This window comes from Pseudotabrizicola sp. L79, assembly GCF_036553525.1.
Classification (GTDB): domain Bacteria; phylum Pseudomonadota; class Alphaproteobacteria; order Rhodobacterales; family Rhodobacteraceae; genus Pseudotabrizicola.
Map to the genome: position 1 here is coordinate 284,585 of NZ_JAZHDA010000053.1, position 16,157 is coordinate 300,741.

The 16,157-nt window shown below is 61.2% G+C and carries 17 protein-coding genes; 9 read left to right on the forward strand and 8 right to left on the reverse strand.

Annotated features, from left to right (window positions below; genetic code table 11):
- Positions 1-31: 31 nt before the first annotated feature.
- Together V3C85_RS16340 and V3C85_RS16345 are read left to right on the forward strand one after the other, a co-directional pair.
- A complete protein-coding gene (locus V3C85_RS16340; protein WP_331796440.1) occupies positions 32-1,204 on the forward strand; it encodes an MFS transporter in 1,173 nt (390 codons plus the stop codon).
- A gap of 101 nt (positions 1,205-1,305) precedes the next feature.
- Positions 1,306-2,328: an aspartate-semialdehyde dehydrogenase gene (locus V3C85_RS16345; RefSeq protein WP_331796441.1), complete on the forward strand. Its 1,023-nt coding sequence runs from the start codon at positions 1,306-1,308 to the stop codon at positions 2,326-2,328.
- 67 nt (positions 2,329-2,395) lie between these two features.
- On the opposite strand, the gene V3C85_RS16350 is transcribed toward V3C85_RS16345, so the two are convergent.
- Positions 2,396-3,040, reverse strand: coding sequence for a carbonic anhydrase (locus V3C85_RS16350; RefSeq protein ID WP_331796442.1), 645 nt, complete (start codon positions 3,038-3,040; stop codon positions 2,396-2,398).
- A gap of 142 nt (positions 3,041-3,182) precedes the next feature.
- On the opposite strand from V3C85_RS16350, the gene V3C85_RS16355 reads away from it, so the two are divergent.
- The 3 genes from V3C85_RS16355 (at position 3,183) to V3C85_RS16365 (ending at position 5,864) form a co-directional block, all read left to right on the forward strand.
- Complete coding sequence (locus tag V3C85_RS16355) at positions 3,183-3,572, forward strand: hypothetical protein (protein ID WP_331796443.1); 390 nt, start codon at positions 3,183-3,185, stop codon at positions 3,570-3,572.
- An 81-nt stretch (positions 3,573-3,653) separates the two neighbouring features.
- Positions 3,654-5,045, forward strand: a complete 1,392-nt coding sequence (locus tag V3C85_RS16360; protein ID WP_445942031.1) for a leucyl aminopeptidase family protein — start codon at positions 3,654-3,656, stop codon at positions 5,043-5,045.
- Complete coding sequence (locus tag V3C85_RS16365; RefSeq protein ID WP_331796445.1) at positions 5,046-5,864, forward strand: C40 family peptidase; 819 nt, start codon at positions 5,046-5,048, stop codon at positions 5,862-5,864.
- Positions 5,865-5,871: 7 nt separating this feature from the next.
- On the opposite strand, the gene V3C85_RS16370 is transcribed toward V3C85_RS16365, so the two are convergent.
- The gene (locus V3C85_RS16370; RefSeq protein ID WP_331796446.1) at positions 5,872-6,222 is read right to left on the reverse strand and encodes a DUF2794 domain-containing protein; all 351 of its coding nucleotides are present in this window, start codon (positions 6,220-6,222) and stop codon (positions 5,872-5,874) included.
- Between the two features lie 216 nt (positions 6,223-6,438).
- Complete coding sequence (locus V3C85_RS16375; protein WP_331796447.1) at positions 6,439-7,431, reverse strand: asparaginase; 993 nt, start codon at positions 7,429-7,431, stop codon at positions 6,439-6,441.
- A 183-nt stretch (positions 7,432-7,614) separates the two neighbouring features.
- Here V3C85_RS16375 and V3C85_RS16380 point away from each other — a divergent pair, with 183 nt between their 5' ends.
- From V3C85_RS16380 to V3C85_RS16395, 4 genes are all read left to right on the forward strand, one after another.
- Positions 7,615-8,139, forward strand: a complete 525-nt coding sequence (locus V3C85_RS16380; protein ID WP_331796448.1) for an invasion associated locus B family protein — start codon at positions 7,615-7,617, stop codon at positions 8,137-8,139.
- A 114-nt stretch (positions 8,140-8,253) separates the two neighbouring features.
- Positions 8,254-9,432, forward strand: coding sequence for a 23S rRNA (adenine(2503)-C(2))-methyltransferase RlmN (gene rlmN / locus V3C85_RS16385; RefSeq protein WP_331796818.1), 1,179 nt, complete (start codon positions 8,254-8,256; stop codon positions 9,430-9,432).
- 154 nt (positions 9,433-9,586) lie between these two features.
- On the forward strand, positions 9,587-10,621 hold the full coding sequence (locus V3C85_RS16390; RefSeq protein WP_445942032.1) for a fatty acid desaturase: 1,035 nt from the start codon (positions 9,587-9,589) through the stop codon (positions 10,619-10,621).
- A gap of 41 nt (positions 10,622-10,662) precedes the next feature.
- Positions 10,663-11,856, forward strand: a complete 1,194-nt coding sequence (locus V3C85_RS16395; RefSeq protein WP_331796449.1) for a winged helix-turn-helix domain-containing protein — start codon at positions 10,663-10,665, stop codon at positions 11,854-11,856.
- Here V3C85_RS16395 and uvrC read toward each other — a convergent pair.
- The 5 genes from uvrC to V3C85_RS16420 all read right to left on the reverse strand — a co-directional run bounded on the left by uvrC (position 11,853) and on the right by V3C85_RS16420 (position 16,060).
- Complete coding sequence (uvrC, locus tag V3C85_RS16400; protein ID WP_331796450.1) at positions 11,853-13,727, reverse strand: excinuclease ABC subunit UvrC; 1,875 nt, start codon at positions 13,725-13,727, stop codon at positions 11,853-11,855. The genes V3C85_RS16395 and uvrC overlap by 4 nt on opposite strands.
- 318 nt (positions 13,728-14,045) lie before the next feature.
- Complete coding sequence (locus tag V3C85_RS16405) at positions 14,046-14,819, reverse strand: SDR family oxidoreductase (RefSeq protein WP_331796451.1); 774 nt, start codon at positions 14,817-14,819, stop codon at positions 14,046-14,048.
- A gap of 4 nt (positions 14,820-14,823) precedes the next feature.
- On the reverse strand, positions 14,824-15,006 hold the full coding sequence (locus tag V3C85_RS16410; protein WP_331796452.1) for a hypothetical protein: 183 nt from the start codon (positions 15,004-15,006) through the stop codon (positions 14,824-14,826).
- 1 nt (position 15,007) lies between these two features.
- On the reverse strand, positions 15,008-15,802 hold the full coding sequence (locus tag V3C85_RS16415) for a S49 family peptidase (RefSeq protein WP_331796453.1): 795 nt from the start codon (positions 15,800-15,802) through the stop codon (positions 15,008-15,010).
- Positions 15,803-15,850: 48 nt separating this feature from the next.
- Positions 15,851-16,060 carry a hypothetical protein gene (locus tag V3C85_RS16420; protein ID WP_331796454.1) on the reverse strand — a complete coding sequence of 70 codons (210 nt, stop codon included), beginning with the start codon at positions 16,058-16,060 and terminating at the stop codon, positions 15,851-15,853.
- Between the last annotated feature and the right edge of the window lie 97 nt (positions 16,061-16,157).

Genomic DNA, 16,157 nt, shown 5'->3' on the forward strand with positions numbered 1-16,157 from the left:
ACCGATCCGGGCCAAGCCAAAAGGATACCCCATGCGCGCAGGACTTGCGGCCCTTGTGGCGGCCTATGTGCTTAGCCAGTTTTACCGCGCCTTTCTGGCGGTGCTGACCCCGGTTCTGGCCGTTGATCTGGGCACCACTGCCGCCGACATGGCTGCGGCCTCGGGCTATTGGTTTCTGGCCTTTGCGCTGATGCAACTGCCTGTGGGTCTTGCGCTGGATCGCATCGGCCCGCGCTGGACAGCGGCCAGCCTGCTGGCGCTTGGCGGTGGTGGCGGGGCTGCGCTGTTTGCAATGGCCCAAGGGCCTGCCAGCATTCAGATTGCCATGGCGCTGATTGGCGTGGGCTGTTCGCCGGTGCTGATGGCCTCGTTCTACATCTTTGCCCGCAGCTTTGCGCCAGCGGTTTTTGGCACTTTGGCGGGTGTGACCATCGGCGTCGGAAATCTGGGCAACATCGGCGCCTCGGTGCCGCTGACCATGGCGGTTGATCTGATTGGCTGGCGGGGCACCTTGGGGGCTTTGGCGGCGGTGACGCTGATTGTGGCGGTGATGATCGTGGCCTTGGTGCGCGACCCCGAGCAGGTGACAACCGACCAGAAAGGCAGCCTGCTTGATCTGCTGCGCCTGCCCGCCCTGTGGCCGATCCTGATCATGATGGCGGCCTGCTATGCCCCTGCTGCGGCCATCCGCGGGCTGTGGATCGGCCCCTATTACCGCGATGTCTTTGCCGCCGATGCCGCCTTGATCGGGCAGGCCAGCCTGATCATGGGGCTGGCGATGGTGGCTGGCAATTTCGCCTATGGCCCGCTTGAGCGCGTGTTCAAATCCCGCAAGGCGCTGATCCTGACGGGCAATCTGCTGACGCTGCTGTGCCTTGCCGGGCTGTTTGCCCTGCCATCGGCGGGGGGCTGGGTCACGCTGGGGCTGCTGATGGGGGTTGGGTTTTTCGGGGCCTCGTTCCCGATGACGGTGGCGCATGGACGGGCCTTTATCCCGCCGCATCTGCTGGGCCGTGGGGTGACCTTGCTGAACTTGTTTGGCATCGGCTCGGCCGGGTTGATGCAACTTGCCACCGGGCGGGTGCATGCCGCCATGGGGCCGCCGCCAGTGACCGCGCCCTATGTGGCCCTGTTCGGCTTTATCGGGATCTGGCTGGCCATCGGTCTTGCCGTCTATGCCTTTGCGCAAAACCGTAACGATTAAGCCCGCTTTGGTGCCTTTTGCACCAGCAGATCAGGTCGCCCCTTCCCCCCAGCCCGCCTTTGCGCTATGCGGCCCCGGATTTGGGACGTCAGGAGGGCCAGATGGGCTATAAGGTCGTTGTCGTCGGCGCCACCGGGAATGTGGGCAAGGAAATGCTTAACATCCTGGCAGAGCGTGAATTCCCCGTGGACAAGATTGCCGCGCTTGCCAGCCGCAAGTCGCTGGGCACGGAAGTCAGCTTTGGGGAGAAAACCCTGAAGACCCAGGATCTGGACACGTTCGATTTCACCGGATGGGACATTGCGCTGTTTGCCATCGGGTCTGATGCCACCAAACTTTACGCCCCCAAGGCCGCAAGCCAGGGCTGCGTGGTGATCGATAACTCGTCGCTGTATCGCTATGATCCCGATATTCCGCTGATCGTGCCGGAAGTGAACGCCGATGATGTCGTGCGTTACAAGAACAAGAACATCATCGCCAACCCCAACTGCTCGACCGCGCAGATGGTTGTGGCGCTGAAGCCGCTGCACGACCGCGCGCGCATCAAGCGGGTGGTGGTGTCAACCTATCAGTCGGTGTCGGGCACCGGCAAAGAGGCGATGGACGAGTTGTGGAACCAGACCAAGGGCATGTATGTGCCCGGTCAGGAAGTGGCACCATCGGTTTACCCCAAGCAGATCGCCTTCAACGTGATCCCGCATATCGATGTTTTCCTTGATTCCGGCGATACCAAGGAAGAGTGGAAAATGGTCGTCGAGACCAAGAAGATCCTTGACCCCAAGATCAAGGTCACAGCCACCTGCGTGCGCGTTCCGGTTTTTGTCGGCCATTCGGAATCGATCAATATCGAATTCGAGGATTATCTGGATTGGGAAGAAGCCACCGAAATCCTGCGCGAAGCACCGGGCATTCTGGTTGTCGATAAGCGTGAGGCCGGCGGTTACATCACCCCGATCGAATGTGTGGGCGAATATGCCACCTATATCAGCCGCATCCGCCAGGATGAGACGATCGAGAATGGTCTGAACCTGTGGTGCGTTTCGGACAACCTGCGCAAGGGTGCGGCCCTGAACGCGGTGCAGATCGCCGAAGTTCTGGGCCAGCGGTGCCTGAAAAAGGGCTAAGCCCCGCCCGCCGCGACAAGAAAACCCGCCCGAATGGGCGGGTTTTTTCATGCCTGTCTCTGGCTGGTCAGACCGAGACGAACCCCCGCGCCGGGTCAAACTGCTGCAACGCGCCTTCGCCCGTGTCATTCCACAATCCGTGCAGCGTCAGGCGTTCTTCCTCAACGGCTTGGCGCACAAAGGGGAAGGTCATCAGGTTTTCAAGGCTGACCAGCACGGCCTCTTTTTCCAGCGCGCGGGGGCGATCGGCTTCGGGCAAGTCCTTTACCCTTTCAAACCCCGGGCGCAGAATATCCATCCAGCGGCCAACGAAAGACGACTTCTCCTCTAGCGCCGGGGCAAGGCCACAACACATGTCGTGGCAGCCCTTGACGCCGCCGCAGTTGGAATGCCCCAGCACCACGATATGCGCCACACCCAAAGAGGTGACCGCATATTCCACCGCCGCAGAGGTGCCGTGATATTCGCCATCGGGGTTATAGGGCGGCACCAGATTGGCCACGTTGCGGTGAATGAAGAACTCTCCTTCATCGGCCCCGAAGATCGAGGTGACATGGACGCGGCTGTCACAGCAGGAAATGACCATCGCCCGCGGGTGCTGACCACTTTCGGCAAGGCGGCGAAACCAGGCCTTGTTGTCCTGATAGGTGGTCGCACGCCATCCTTGAAAGCGCTGGATAAGATAACTGGGAAGTGGCCGGGCCTCGTTCATGCCTGTCGTCCTTCTGACCTGTCAGCCGCCCGAATACGGTGCAATCGCAGAAAATTCGAGAGGAATAATGCCAAGAAGGCAACCTTTTCTTCAGCCTGCCGGTGCCAACTGGGCGCGGGTGTGAACAAGAAAGGTGTGGGCCATGTTGCCTGAGAACGTCGTCAAACTATGCCCGGCTGACCGGGTCAGACAGGATGCCGAGGCAATCGCCTCAATCTACCGCAATCTGGGCACGGCTTCGGCCGAACAGATCGTCACACGGGCACTGGCAGAATTGGCCTTGACCATGGCCACACTGGCCGAACAGGTGCGCGCCCGTGATCTGGCCGATCTGGCGCGCCAGTTGCGCAAATTGCAGGCCATGGGTGAAAATCTGGGCATGCTGTCACTGGGGCAAGTGGCAAATGACCTGCGGGTCTGTCTGGAACGCGGCGATGCCACCGCCTTTTCGGCGGTATGGGCAAGGCTGATCCGTATTGCCGAACGATCCTTGGCGGTGGATCGCGATCTGATGGATCGGTCAACCAGTTGATTTGGCCTTCGCGCCCTGACGGGCCTTGCAGGTGGTGGCGGAAGCATTAGGCTTTGCGCACCCCAACCCAAGAGGCCCCGCATGTCCCGCCTGCCCACCTTTGCGCCTGCCGATTCGGCGTCGCTTCCCTTGTTTGTTTTGCATCCGCATGAGGTTTCGGCCTGGCTGCATGACGCGGGTCAGGCCTGGGCCGGATGGTTGCAAAGCACGGGCTTTGAGGCGGGCTTGGGCGATTTGCGGCTGTTGCCGGGGGCACAGGGGGTGGCTGGCGCGGTTCTGGGGCTGGGCACCCCGGCCAGTCGCGCCCGCACCCGGTTTGGCCTGTCAAAGGCCGTGGCGGCGCTGCCCGTGGGCGATTGGCATCTGGTGGGCGATTTGGGGGCCCATGACAAGGCCGAGGCTGCCTTGGGGTGGCTGTTGGCCAGCTATCGGTTTGATCGCTATCGCCCCGGCAAAGCCCCTGCAAAACTTGCGCAGTTGAAACTGCCTGACGGGGTCGAGGCCGACACCATCCTTGCGATGGCCGAGGGTGAGTATCTGACCCGCGACCTGATCAACACCCCGGCCAGCGACATGGGCCCCGATGAAGTGCAGGCCGCCCTGTTCGATCTGGCAAAGGCCTTTGGCGCAACGGCCGAAGCGATTATCGGCGACGATCTGTTGGCACAGAACTTTCCCATGATCCACGCCGTTGGCCGTGCAGCGGCGCGCGCACCGCGCCTGCTGGACATGCGTTGGGGCGACGAAGGCCCGCAAGTGACGCTGGTGGGTAAGGGCGTATGCTTTGATACCGGCGGGCTGGATATCAAGCCAGCCTCGGGCATGCTGCTGATGAAAAAGGATATGGGCGGCGCGGCGACTGTGTTGGGTCTGGCCCATATGATCATGCGGCTGAACCTGCCACTGCGGCTGCGGGTGCTGATTCCTGCGGTCGAGAACAGCATTTCCGGGGCCGCCATGCGCCCGCGTGACATCCTGACCAGCCGCAAGGGGCTGACGGTTGAGGTGAACAACACCGATGCCGAAGGCCGTTTGGTTCTGGCCGATGCACTGGCCTATGCCTGCGAGGAATCGCCCGATGCCTTGATCTCGATGGCCACACTGACGGGGGCGGCACGGGTGGCGGTCGGGCCCGATCTTGCGCCCTATTACAGCGACGATGCCGAAATCGTTGCCGCCCTTGAGGCAGGGGCCTTGGCCGGGTTCGACCCCGTCTGGCGCCTGCCCTTTTGGGAACCGTATGAGCCAATGATCGAGCCGGGGATCGCCGATCTGGACAATGCACCGTCGGGCGGCTTTGCCGGGTCGATCACCGCGGCGCTGTTCCTGCGCCGGTTTGTCAGCGGAACGCGGTATGCGCATTTCGATATTTACGGCCATGTTCCCAGCTACTTGCCCGCCCGGCCCAAGGGGGGGGCCGGTCAGGGGGCGCGGGCCGTGCTGCATGCCTTGCCGCAGATTCTGGGCCTTTAGATGGATCGCCGGCTGACCCCGTTTTCCGGCCGTGTGGCACTGCTTTCGCTGCGCGGCAAAATCGCTGCCGACGCCTTTACCCAAGGCGAGCCAGCCAGTTTGGCCCAGCCCCTTGCCGATCTGCTGGCGGCCCCCGGTGGCGCGCGTGACCGGCAACTGCTGATGGGCGAGGCGCTGACGGTGATCGACCGGCGCGACGGCCATGCCTTTGTGCAGGCCGGGAAAGACGGCTATTGCGGCTGGCTGGCCGAGTCTGCCCTTGGCCCGGCGCGCAACCCCACGCATTGGGTGGCGGCCCCGGCCAGTCACCTTTACACCGGGCCAAAGGTGCAGGCCCCTGAAACCGCCGCGCTGACCATGGGGGCAAGGCTGGTTTTAACCGGCACGGACGGGGCCTTTGCCCAAACCGATGCAGGCTATGTGCCCTTGGTGCATCTGCGCCAGATCGGAGACTGGGCCCCCGATCCGGTGACCGTGGCCGAGGCCTTTCTGGGAACGCCCTATCTGTGGGGCGGCAACAGCCATGCGGGCATTGATTGTTCGGGCCTTGTGCAGGCAGCGTTGCAGGCCTGCGGGCTGCCCTGCCCCGGCGACAGCGATCTGCAACAGGCCCTTGGCCGCGACCTGCCCGAAGCAGAGCCTTTGCAACGCGGCGATCTGCTGTTCTGGAAGGGCCATGTTGCGATGGTTGTCGATGGCACACGTCTGATCCATGCCAATGGTCACAGCATGTCCGTCGCGTATGAAGGCATCGACGCCTGCATCAACCGCATCTTGCAGCATGATGGCACAGCGGTAAAGGCACGGCGGCGGCTATAGCTGCCGTTCAATCCCCCACGGGGCGGATCAACTTACGCTCCAGCACCCGCAGCACCTGTTCCAGATCATGCCCGCGCCGCAAGATCTGCCCATCCATGCCCACGACGGCATAGATGCCCTGCTTGGCCCGCAGTTTGGGGCGCTTTTCAATGCGATACAGCGGGTTTTCTGCCGTGCGCTTGAACACCGCAAACACGGCGACATCACGCAGAGCGGCAATGCCGTAGTCACGCCATTCACCCATGGCGACCATCTTGCCGTAAAGATTCAGGATTTTTCCCAATTCATGCCGATCAAAGCTGACCTGTTCAGGCAGCCGGTCGGAAAGGGGAATAGGGGTCGGTGTCTGAACCGTCATAGGGTCAGATTACGCCGGTCGGCGCGCAAATCAACCCCTTCGGCAATCGCCATCAATCTGGCGCGGCGGGGCCGCAATGGCGCCACGAATCAAGGTCATATCAACCAGACGTAGCGTGTGCTGGCCCGGTAGAGGCGTAACTGCCCCCACCCAAGCCTTTATCGGGTTCGCACGCTCGTGAATGACGGCCCCTGTCTTAACCGGCAGGGGCCGGCTTCACAGAAAGCCATCGGCAAGCCGCAATTCCCCAGTCTCGATCCCCCGCCGATTGCGCTGCACGGCGGGCAGGCGCTTTTGGGCCATGGGATGGGCGGCCGACAGCACGCCAAGATGCACCAGAATGGCCGTGATCGCCGCTTCGGATGCGCGTGTGGCACCATCGGTGATCTTCAGCGCGACACCGATTTGGTGCTCGGGCACTATGGCCACGAACACCGCCTCGGCCCCGGTCTTGATGGTGACCTTGTGATCCATCGCGCGCATCAGTTCCGTGCAGGCGCGCCCCTCGCCCGCCACCAGTTCGGGATGCTGGGCCATGGCGCGGGTCAGCCGGTGCATGGCCCGCTGACGGGCAGACCCCGTATCGCGCGCAGCGGCAAAGGCCTGCATGGCCCGGGCCAGACCGCCAACCGACAGCGCGAAATTGGGGGCCGAGCAGCCATCAATGCCATAACCGGCCACAGCCTCGCCCGTCACCTCTTCGGTCGCCTGCCGAATGGCCTGCTGCAAGGGGTGGTCAATCTCGACATATTCGGGGCCGGCCTTCATATCCTGGGTTGCCGTCAGAAACCCACAGTGCTTGCCCGAACAATTGTTGTGCAACTGGCAGGGCTGTTCATCGGCCCGGATCAGGCGGTCACGCTCGTCGCGGTCATAGGGCTCGTGCGATCCACAGCGCAGATCTGCCTCGGCCAGACCCAGATCCGCCAGCCAGCGAGAGGTCATGCCAACGTGCAGCCCCGCCCCCTGATGACTGGCACAAGACAGCGCCAGATGGCGGTCGGTCAAACCCACACGGTCGGCAGCACCAGAGTCGACCAAGGGCAAGGCCTGAATCATTTTGCACGATGACCGTGGAAAGATCACCTGATCCGGATCGCCCCAAGAGCGCAGCACGCCCCCCGGCCCCCAGATCACCGCATGCCCTGCATGCAGGCTTTCGGGTTGGCCACCACGCCAAAGCTCGACCATTGCTTGCGGATTTCCCATCAGATTCCCCGTATTATGCTTTCACACATGCGCGATTTATTGCGCATGGGGCTTTCGCCGAATGGCCTTTTTAGGCTAAGGGTGAAATATCGAGATTAGCGCCCCCATGCCAGTTGAAAAGGCCGAATTCAGATCGGCGGCAGGTGGGCAGAGGCACTGAACAGCTTGGAGGCTGTGAACGAGATGACTTCCTTCCTTGTGCGCGTCGCCTGTGCGGCTGCCCTGACCCTTGGCGCAAGCGCCGCAATTGCCCAGGAATCCACCAATCGCGTGGCGACCAAAACCGACTGGAGCGTGTTTATCGAAGACAGCCCCAAAGAGTGCTGGGGCGTGTCAAAGCCGAAAGAAACGGTCAACAGCCGCAATGGCCAGCCCGTTTCCGTGCGCCGGGGCGACATTCTGCTCTTTGTCACTTTCCGTCCGGGTGCCGGCGCGAATGGTGAGATTTCGTTTACCGGCGGCTATCCTTTTGCCAATGGGTCCACCGTCAAGCTGAACATTGATGGCAAGGATTATGATCTGTTCACCGATGGCGAATGGGCCTGGCCGGGCAGTGCAGCCGCAGATTCCGAACTGCTGGCTGCGATGAAGCGCGGCTCGACCGCCATTCTGACCGCGCAATCTGGCCGCGGCACGCAGACCAAGGATACCTTCAGCCTGCGTGGCTTTACCGCCGCCATGGAAGAGGCCGAGGCGCGCTGCAAGTAAGCGCCCATGATTGACGAAGACGCCCCAGGTGTTCTGGGGCGTTTTTCATTGGGCGGTTCCGTTTTGCGCGCGAATCCCCTATATGCATTGCATCTTCATCCATCGGACATGCCCATGACCGCCTCGGCCCCCATTACCCAGGACGTGCTGACCCTGCCGCGCAAGCTGCCCGAGGGCGGCAAGACAAACATCGTCGGCCTGACGCGCGATCAGTTGCGCGACGCCTTGATTGCAGCCGGCACACCAGAACGGCAGGCCAAGATGCGGCTGGGGCAGATCTGGCAATGGGTCTATCACTTTGGCATCCGCGATTTCGCGCAGATGACCAATCTGGCCAAGGATTACCGCGCCCTGCTGGCCGAGCATTTTGAAATTGCCGTGCCCGAAGTGGTCAGCCGCCAGATCAGCGCCGATGGCACCCGCAAATATCTTGTCCGCATCGCCGGCGGGCATGAGGTGGAAACCGTCTATATCCCCGAGGAAAGCCGCGGCACCCTGTGTATCTCCAGCCAGGTGGGCTGCACGCTGACCTGTTCGTTCTGCCACACAGGCACACAAAAGCTGGTGCGCAACCTGACCGCCGGGGAAATCGTGGGGCAGGTGATGCTGGCGCGCGATGATCTGGGGGAATGGCCGGTGCCGGGCACGCCCAAGGATGAAACACGCCTTGTCAGCAATGTTGTGCTGATGGGCATGGGCGAACCGCTGTATAACTTTGACAACGTGCGCGATGCCATGAAGGTTGTGATGGATGGCGAGGGTCTGACGATCTCGCGCCGCCGCATCACCCTTTCGACCAGTGGTATCGTGCCCGAAATCGCCAAGACCGCCGAAGAAATCGGCTGCCTGCTGGCCGTCAGCTTTCACGCCACCACGGATGAGGTGCGCGACCGTCTGGTGCCGGTGAACAAGAAATGGAACATCCAGACCCTGCTGAACACGCTGCGTGATTACCCGCGCCTGTCGAACAGCGAACGGATCACCTTTGAATATGTGATGCTGAAGGATGTGAACGACAGCGATGCCGACGCGCGCCGTCTGGTCAAGCTGATTGCCGGCATTCCGGCCAAGATCAACCTGATCCCGTTCAACGAATGGCCCGGCGCCCCCTATCAGCGCAGCGATTGGGAACGGATCGAGGCCTTTGCCGATATCGTCTATAAGGCAGGCTATGCCAGCCCGATCCGCACGCCGCGCGGCGAAGACATCATGGCAGCCTGCGGGCAATTGAAGTCAGCGACCGAACGGTCGCGCAAAAGCGCGCGTGAAATTGCCGCAGAGGCCGGTCTATAGGCCGTCAGCCCCCCAAAACAGGCATGTTCCAAGGTATAGGTCCAAGAAAACTCTTGGACCTGACGCATGGGAAGCCGTATCAGATCATCAACAGGCAGGGCAGAACGGCGCAAGACCGACTTTGCCAACACCAACAGGCAAAGAAAGCAACCGGATGAACTCTATGACCCTGGAAATGGCCGAGGCCCAGAAGGCCAGCGCCAAGATGTGGGTGCCCATCCTCGCAAAATATCGCGAACCACTGGTCGGCCGGTCGCTGTTTGAACTGGCGATCACACTGGGGGCCTTTCTGGGGGTTTGGGCTTTGGCGTGGTTCGCCATGTCGATCAGCCCTTGGCTTGCCCTGCCGATTGCCCTTTTGAACGGGGTCTGGTTGGTGCGGGTGTTCCTGATCCAGCACGATTGCGGCCACCAATCGCTGTTTCGCAGCCGCCATGCCAATGATTGGGTGGGCAGGATTGCCGGTGTGCTGACGCTGACCCCGTATGATGTCTGGCGTCGCACCCATTCGATCCACCATGCCCATGCGGGCAATCTGGATCGCCGCGGCATTGGCGATGTGATGACCCTGACGGTTGAGGAATATCGCAGCCGGTCATGGTTTGGCCGTCTGAAATATCGGCTGTATCGCAACCCCGTGGTCATGTTCGGCCTTGGCCCGGCCTATCTTTTCCTGCTGGATTACCGCCTGCCGCTGGGGCTGATGAAATCGGGCTGGCGGTATTGGGCATCGTCGATGGGCACCAACCTGATGCTGATCGCGCTGCTGTCGGTGCTGTATTACTTTGGCAGCTGGCAGGTTCTGGTCTTTATCTATCTGCCCACCGTGCTGTCTGCCGCCACGATTGGCGTCTGGCTGTTCTTCGTTCAGCATCAGTTTGAAGAAACCTATTGGGGCCATGAACCCGATTGGCAGATGCATGATGCGGCACTTATGGGCAGCTCGCATTACAAATTGCCCCAGCCTTTGCGGTGGCTGACGGCGAATATCGGTATTCACCATGTGCACCATTTGTATAGCCGTGTGCCGTTCTACCGGCTGTCCGAGATTTTGCGCGACTACCCCACCTTGGCCGAGGCACAAGTGCTGACCCTGCGCGAAAGCCTCGCCTGCGCCCGTCTGCATCTGTGGGATGAGCGGGCCAAGAAACTGGTGTCATTCCGCGACGCGGGGCTGGCCGCCGCCTGAAACCTGTTGACCCAACCGCCGTCAGGGGGTTCGGTGGCACGATGACACCTGTTCTTTCCAACCCTGCGGCGCGGGCCATCTTTTTGCAGGCCCACGCCTTGGCCGATGCCCCGACAGGGCCCGCCAACGGCCCGGCCTTGGCTCGGCTGATCGACCAGATCGGCTTTGTGCAGGTTGACAGCATCAACACGGTTGAACGTGCGCATCAGATGATCCTGTGGTCGCGCTGCCAAGCCTATCAGCCCAAGACGCTGAAACGCCTGCTGGAACAGGATCGTGCGCTGTTCGAGCATTGGACGCATGATGCCAGCATCATCCCCATGCGGCTGTTTCCCTTTTGGCGGCACCGATTTGATCGTGATGCCGACCGGTTGCGCCACCATTGGCGCCGCTGGTTTCGGGAAGGATATGAGGCGCAGTTTGACACCATCCTTGACCATGTGGCCCGCGACGGCCCTGTCAGCTCGTCTGACGTGGGCAAGGATGAACAGCGGGGCAAAGGCGGGTGGTGGGATTGGCATCCGTCTAAAACCGCGCTGGAATGGCTGTGGCGCACGGGCAAGTTGTCGATCACCCGGCGCGACGGGTTTCGCAAGGTCTATGACCTGACCGAGAATGTGGTGCCCGCTGACATCTTGCACCAGCAGATAGACCGTCCGGGCCTGATTGACTGGGCCTGCAACTCGGCGCTTGATCGGTTGGGCTTTGCCGACGAGGGCGAGATCGCCCGCTACTGGAACGCGATCGACAAGCCCGATGTGCAGGCCTGGGCACACAAGGCCGTGGCTGATGGGCAGGCGTGCCGGATAGCGGTCGAGCAGGCCGATGGCAGCGCCCGGCCAGCCCTGACCCGGCCAGCGACGCTGACACAAGCCAGGCCCGATGTTGCACAGCGGCTGCGGATTCTGTCGCCCTTTGATCCGGCCCTGCGTGATCGGGCGCGTGTCGAGCGGCTGTTCGGCTTTGCCTATCGGATCGAGGTTTTCGTGCCCGAACCCAAGCGCCAATACGGCTATTACGTCTTTCCGGTGATCGAGGGCGATCGTTTGATCGGGCGGCTGGATGCGCGTGCTTTGCGGGCCGAAGGGCGGTTGCACATGCGTGCCTTTTGGCCCGAGGCGGGGCAGCGCATGGGCAAAATGCGGCAAGACAGGCTGATGCGTCAGGCCGAACGGCTGGCCCGTTTTGCCGGCTGCGACCGCGTGACGGTTGAAGACGGCTGGCTGCGCGCCTAGCCTTTCTGGTGAAAGAAATCGTGGATCGTCTGGGCCATCGCCTCGGATATGCCATCGACCGCTTTCAGATCATCCACCCCGGCACGCGACACCGCCTTGGCGCTGCCAAAATGCGCCAGCAGCGCCCGCTTGCGCGTGGCGCCGACACCCGGCACCTCATCCAGCGGCGTGGCCCCCACGGCCTTGGCCCGCTTCGCCACATGGGCACCATTGGCCCACCGGTGGGCCTCGTCTCGCAGGCGCTGGATGAAATACAGAACCTGGTCGTTGCGTTGCAGGGCAAAGACGGGTTCTCCGGGCCGGTAGAATTCTTCCTTGCCCGCATCCCGGTCGATGCCCTTGGCCACGCCGACAAAGGGCACATCGTCGATGCCCAAAGTCTCCATGATCTCGGCCACCGCCGACACCTGGCCCGCCCCGCCGTCAATCAGCAACAGATCGGGCCAGACGTCGCTCTTGCGGTCAGGGTCTTCTTTCAGCAGCCGCTCGAACCTGCGGGTCAGAACCTCTTTCATCATGCCAAAGTCATCGCCAAGGGCACCAGCCGCGCCCTTGATGTTGAATTTGCGGTATTGCGATTTGACGAAACCTTCTGGCCCGGCAACGATCATCCCCCCCACCGGGTCAGAGCCTTGGATATGGGCGTTGTCATATACTTCGATGCGGCGGGGCGGGGCATCCAGATCGAAGGCATCGGCCAGACCAGCCAGCAATTTGCTTTGGGTGCTGGTTTCGGCCATCTTGCGCGCCAGGGATTCACGGGCATTGCGCACCGCGTTTTCCACCAGCTCGGCCTTTTCGCCCCGCTGCGGCACGGCCAGTTCCACCTTGCGGCCCGCACGTTCCGACAGCGCTTGGGTCACCAGATCGTCATCTTCCACCGCATGTGACAGCAAGATCAGGGGCGGCGGGTCTTTGTCATCGTAAAACTGGGTCAGGAAGGCAGTCAGGATCTCGGCCTCATCCGCGCCCGATCCGGTGCGCGGATAGAAATCACGGTTGCCCCAGCTTTGGTTGGCGCGGATGAAGAACACCTGCACGCAGGCCTGCCCCCCCTCGACAAACAGCCCGATCACATCCGCCTCGGCCACGCCACGCGGGTTGATGCCTTGGGTTTGTTGCACATTGGTCAGCGCACGAATGCGGTCACGCAGGGCTGCGGCGCGTTCAAATTCCATCTCTTGGCTGGCGCGGGCCATTTCTGTGGCCAGTTCCGCCTGCACAGCGGTGGATTTGCCTTGCAAGAACCGCTCGGCATCGGCGACCAAGCCGGCATAACCTTCGGCGCTGACCTTGCCGACACAGGGCGCGGCGCAGCGTTTGATCTGATATTGCAGACAGGGCCGGGTGCGGCTTTCAAACATGCTGTCGCTGCAATTGCGCAGCAAGAACACCTTTTGCAACTGGTTCAGCGTGCGGTTCACCGCGCCCGCACTGGCAAAGGGGCCATAATAGCTGCCCTTTTCCGATTTCTTGCCCCGGTGCTTTTTCAATTGCGGATAGGGGTGCGACTTTGAAATCAGGATATTGGGGAAACTCTTGTCATCCCGCATCAAGACATTGTAGCGCGGCTTCAACTGCTTGATCAGGTTCTGCTCCAGCAGCAGCGCCTCTACCTCGGTGCGGGTGGTCAGAAACATCATGCTGGCGGTTTCAAAAATCATTCGCGCGATCCGCGCCGAATGGCCCGAAGGGCGGGCATAGTTCGACACGCGGTTCTTCAGGTTGCGCGCCTTGCCCACATACAGCACTTCGCCCTTGGCGTTCAGCATCCGATACACACCGGGCGATCCGTCAAGCGTTTTCAGATAGCCCTGAATCACCTCGTGCCCGGTGGCCGTCTGGTCCTCTTGGCTCTGGTCGTCAGTCATCCGGCCCCCGGCAAAAAGATGAATATGTGATTGTTCGATTCTGCGCCTGGCTGCAATGATAGCCGACCAAGGGCAAGAGGGAAGAAGTCCACGGTTTCTGTGGATAACTCTGCGGAAAAACTTTCGAGATCGCCGGATTTCTGTGGAATTTGGCCCCTTTCTCCGCATTGCCTATTTTTTAGGCAAATATGTAAGCCGCTGAAAACAAACAAAAGAAAAATGAACGGCCTACAAATCGTTGAGAAAAAAGGGCTTTTTGTAACAGGCCCGTGAAGACCTATCCAAAAGTGGACAACTTTGACGCAAGGTCAGGTGCCCTTATTCAACACCCAAGACATCCGGCGTTTCCCAGGCCAGATGTTGGCCCCCATCGACGGCAATCATCTGCCCTGTCACCGCCGGCGAGTCGAGGAAGAACCCAAGGGCCGCCACGATATCGGCGGTGTTGGCACCACGCCCCAAAACAGTGGCCGCGCGCTGCCGGGCAAAGTGCGTTTCTGACTGACGCCCGCCCCGCAAGGTGGGGCCGGGGCCGATGCCATTCACCCGAATATCTGGGGCCAGCCCTTGCGCCGCCGTGCGCGTCAGCGCCCAAAGGCCCATCTTGGCAATCGTATAGGTGCTGAACTCGGGGGTCAGTTTGTGGATACGTTGATCCAGCATATTGATGATCAGGCCCTGTGCCAGCGGCTCGCCCCTCTCATCCGTCAGGGCCTTGGGGCATTGTTGGGCAAAGGCCTGCGTCAAGACATAAGGCGCACGCAGGTTTGACATCATATGCCGGTCCCAGCTTTCGCGCGTCGCAGTCTGAATGCGATCATATTCAAAGATCGAGGCATTGTTGATCAGCACGGTCAACGGCCCCAAGGCTTCGACCGCGCGCGGCACAAGGTTTGCGATCTGCGCCTCATCCAGCAGGTCGGCTTGCAGCGTCACAGCCTCGCGCCCCATGGCCCTGATTTCATCCGCGACCGCCTCGGCCTCGTCGCCCGAACTGGCATAATGCACCGCCACGTCATGGCCGCGCTGCGCCAGATACAGCGCCATCGCCCGCCCCAGCCGTTTGCCCGCGCCAGTCACCAATGCAGTCATTCTGTCAGCCCTTTTTGTCGCAATCACACCGCTTGCCCACGACATAGCGCCCGCAGCGCCGACAAACAGGGGCACGGTCCTTGCCTTTGCGCAGACGGCGCGACAGGGCATCAGGAAACAGGGCCTTGCCGATCATTCCCACCAGAACCATCGCCAGCAGAAAGATCATGATGATCTTGAACAGCATCCTATAACCCGTAGCGCGCCCACAAAGCCCGCTCTTCGACCGACGCCATCATTGTATCTGTCATCGCCAGACCAAAGCGCTGAAACAGGCTGCGTTTCTGGCCATAAGGCACCAGCCGCACCTTTTCGCCATACATCTCTTTCAGCTTGGGCTTTACATGGGCCAACCCATCGACCAACCCCATATCCACCGCACCCTGCCCCACCCAGATATCGGCATTGAAAAGGTCAGCCTCTGGCTTAAGCCGGTTGCCACGGCTGCTTTGCACATGGCGGATGAAATTCTGATGCAGGGGCGCCAGCATGGCATGGATGCGCTCTACATCCTCGGGGCGTTCGGGTTTGAACGGGTCAGCAAAGCTTTTTGACTTGCCGGCCGTATGCACCCGACGCTCGACCCCTTGTTTGTCCATCAGCTGATGAAAGCCAAAGCTGGCATAGATCACCCCGATCGACCCGACCAGCGATGACGCATCAACCCAGATGTCATCGGCCGCACAGGCCAGCCAATAGCCGCCAGATGCCGCCACATCTTCGACAAAGGCGTGGACAGGCACCTTTTTCTCATCCGCCAGCCGCCGGATACGGCTGGCAATCAGGCTGGATTGCACGGGCGACCCGCCCGGCGAGTTGATGACAAAGGCCACCGCCGCAGGTTTGCCCTTGGCAAAGGCCCTTTCGATCAGGGGGGCCAAGGCCTGATCAGACAAGCTGCGGCTACCTGTTCCAATCGCACCTTGCAGGCGGATCACAGGCACGATTGCGGGTTTCGGCAGAAAGGGGATCAAATGTCTCATGCCCCAGAGGTAAGCCGGGCCATGGCAATGAACAAGGGGGCAGGCCGCTTAGCCCTGTTCAACCCGCCGATAATTCATCGGCTTGTCGTTGCACAGACGGATATAGGCAAAAACCCCGGTCAAGAACCCGACAGCCGCCAAGACCGCCGCGACCATGATCTGACCATGCTGATAGGTTTCAGCCGACAGCGCCAAATAGCCAAAGGCCCAAAAACCCGTCCAGCTGACGACGCATAGAATAGCAACAAGTTTGTTCATTTTTCCTCCGCTTCCCGTTGTGACAACAGGCTCCCTGCGCGCAAATGTAGCAGGTGATTTGCGAATGTCCCGAAAATTTCTGGCCAATACGGGGGCT

Bases quoted from the DNA above. Each gene is read 5' to 3' on its own strand.
- V3C85_RS16340 (WP_331796440.1), top strand. From the start codon at position 32: ATGCGCGCAGGACTTGCGGCCCTTGTGGCGGCCTATGTGCTTAGCCAG.
- V3C85_RS16345 (WP_331796441.1), top strand. From the start codon at position 1,306: ATGGGCTATAAGGTCGTTGTCGTCGGCGCCACCGGGAATGTGGGCAAG.
- V3C85_RS16350 (WP_331796442.1), bottom strand. From the start codon at position 3,040: ATGAACGAGGCCCGGCCACTTCCCAGTTATCTTATCCAGCGCTTTCAA.
- V3C85_RS16355 (WP_331796443.1), top strand. From the start codon at position 3,183: ATGTTGCCTGAGAACGTCGTCAAACTATGCCCGGCTGACCGGGTCAGA.
- V3C85_RS16360 (WP_445942031.1), top strand. From the start codon at position 3,654: ATGTCCCGCCTGCCCACCTTTGCGCCTGCCGATTCGGCGTCGCTTCCC.
- V3C85_RS16365 (WP_331796445.1), top strand. From the start codon at position 5,046: ATGGATCGCCGGCTGACCCCGTTTTCCGGCCGTGTGGCACTGCTTTCG.
- V3C85_RS16370 (WP_331796446.1), bottom strand. From the start codon at position 6,222: ATGACGGTTCAGACACCGACCCCTATTCCCCTTTCCGACCGGCTGCCT.
- V3C85_RS16375 (WP_331796447.1), bottom strand. From the start codon at position 7,431: ATGGGAAATCCGCAAGCAATGGTCGAGCTTTGGCGTGGTGGCCAACCC.
- V3C85_RS16380 (WP_331796448.1), top strand. From the start codon at position 7,615: ATGACTTCCTTCCTTGTGCGCGTCGCCTGTGCGGCTGCCCTGACCCTT.
- rlmN (WP_331796818.1), top strand. From the start codon at position 8,254: ATGACCGCCTCGGCCCCCATTACCCAGGACGTGCTGACCCTGCCGCGC.
- V3C85_RS16390 (WP_445942032.1), top strand. From the start codon at position 9,587: ATGAACTCTATGACCCTGGAAATGGCCGAGGCCCAGAAGGCCAGCGCC.
- V3C85_RS16395 (WP_331796449.1), top strand. From the start codon at position 10,663: ATGACACCTGTTCTTTCCAACCCTGCGGCGCGGGCCATCTTTTTGCAG.
- uvrC (WP_331796450.1), bottom strand. From the start codon at position 13,727: ATGACTGACGACCAGAGCCAAGAGGACCAGACGGCCACCGGGCACGAG.
- V3C85_RS16405 (WP_331796451.1), bottom strand. From the start codon at position 14,819: ATGACTGCATTGGTGACTGGCGCGGGCAAACGGCTGGGGCGGGCGATG.
- V3C85_RS16410 (WP_331796452.1), bottom strand. From the start codon at position 15,006: ATGCTGTTCAAGATCATCATGATCTTTCTGCTGGCGATGGTTCTGGTG.
- V3C85_RS16415 (WP_331796453.1), bottom strand. From the start codon at position 15,802: ATGAGACATTTGATCCCCTTTCTGCCGAAACCCGCAATCGTGCCTGTG.
- V3C85_RS16420 (WP_331796454.1), bottom strand. From the start codon at position 16,060: ATGAACAAACTTGTTGCTATTCTATGCGTCGTCAGCTGGACGGGTTTT.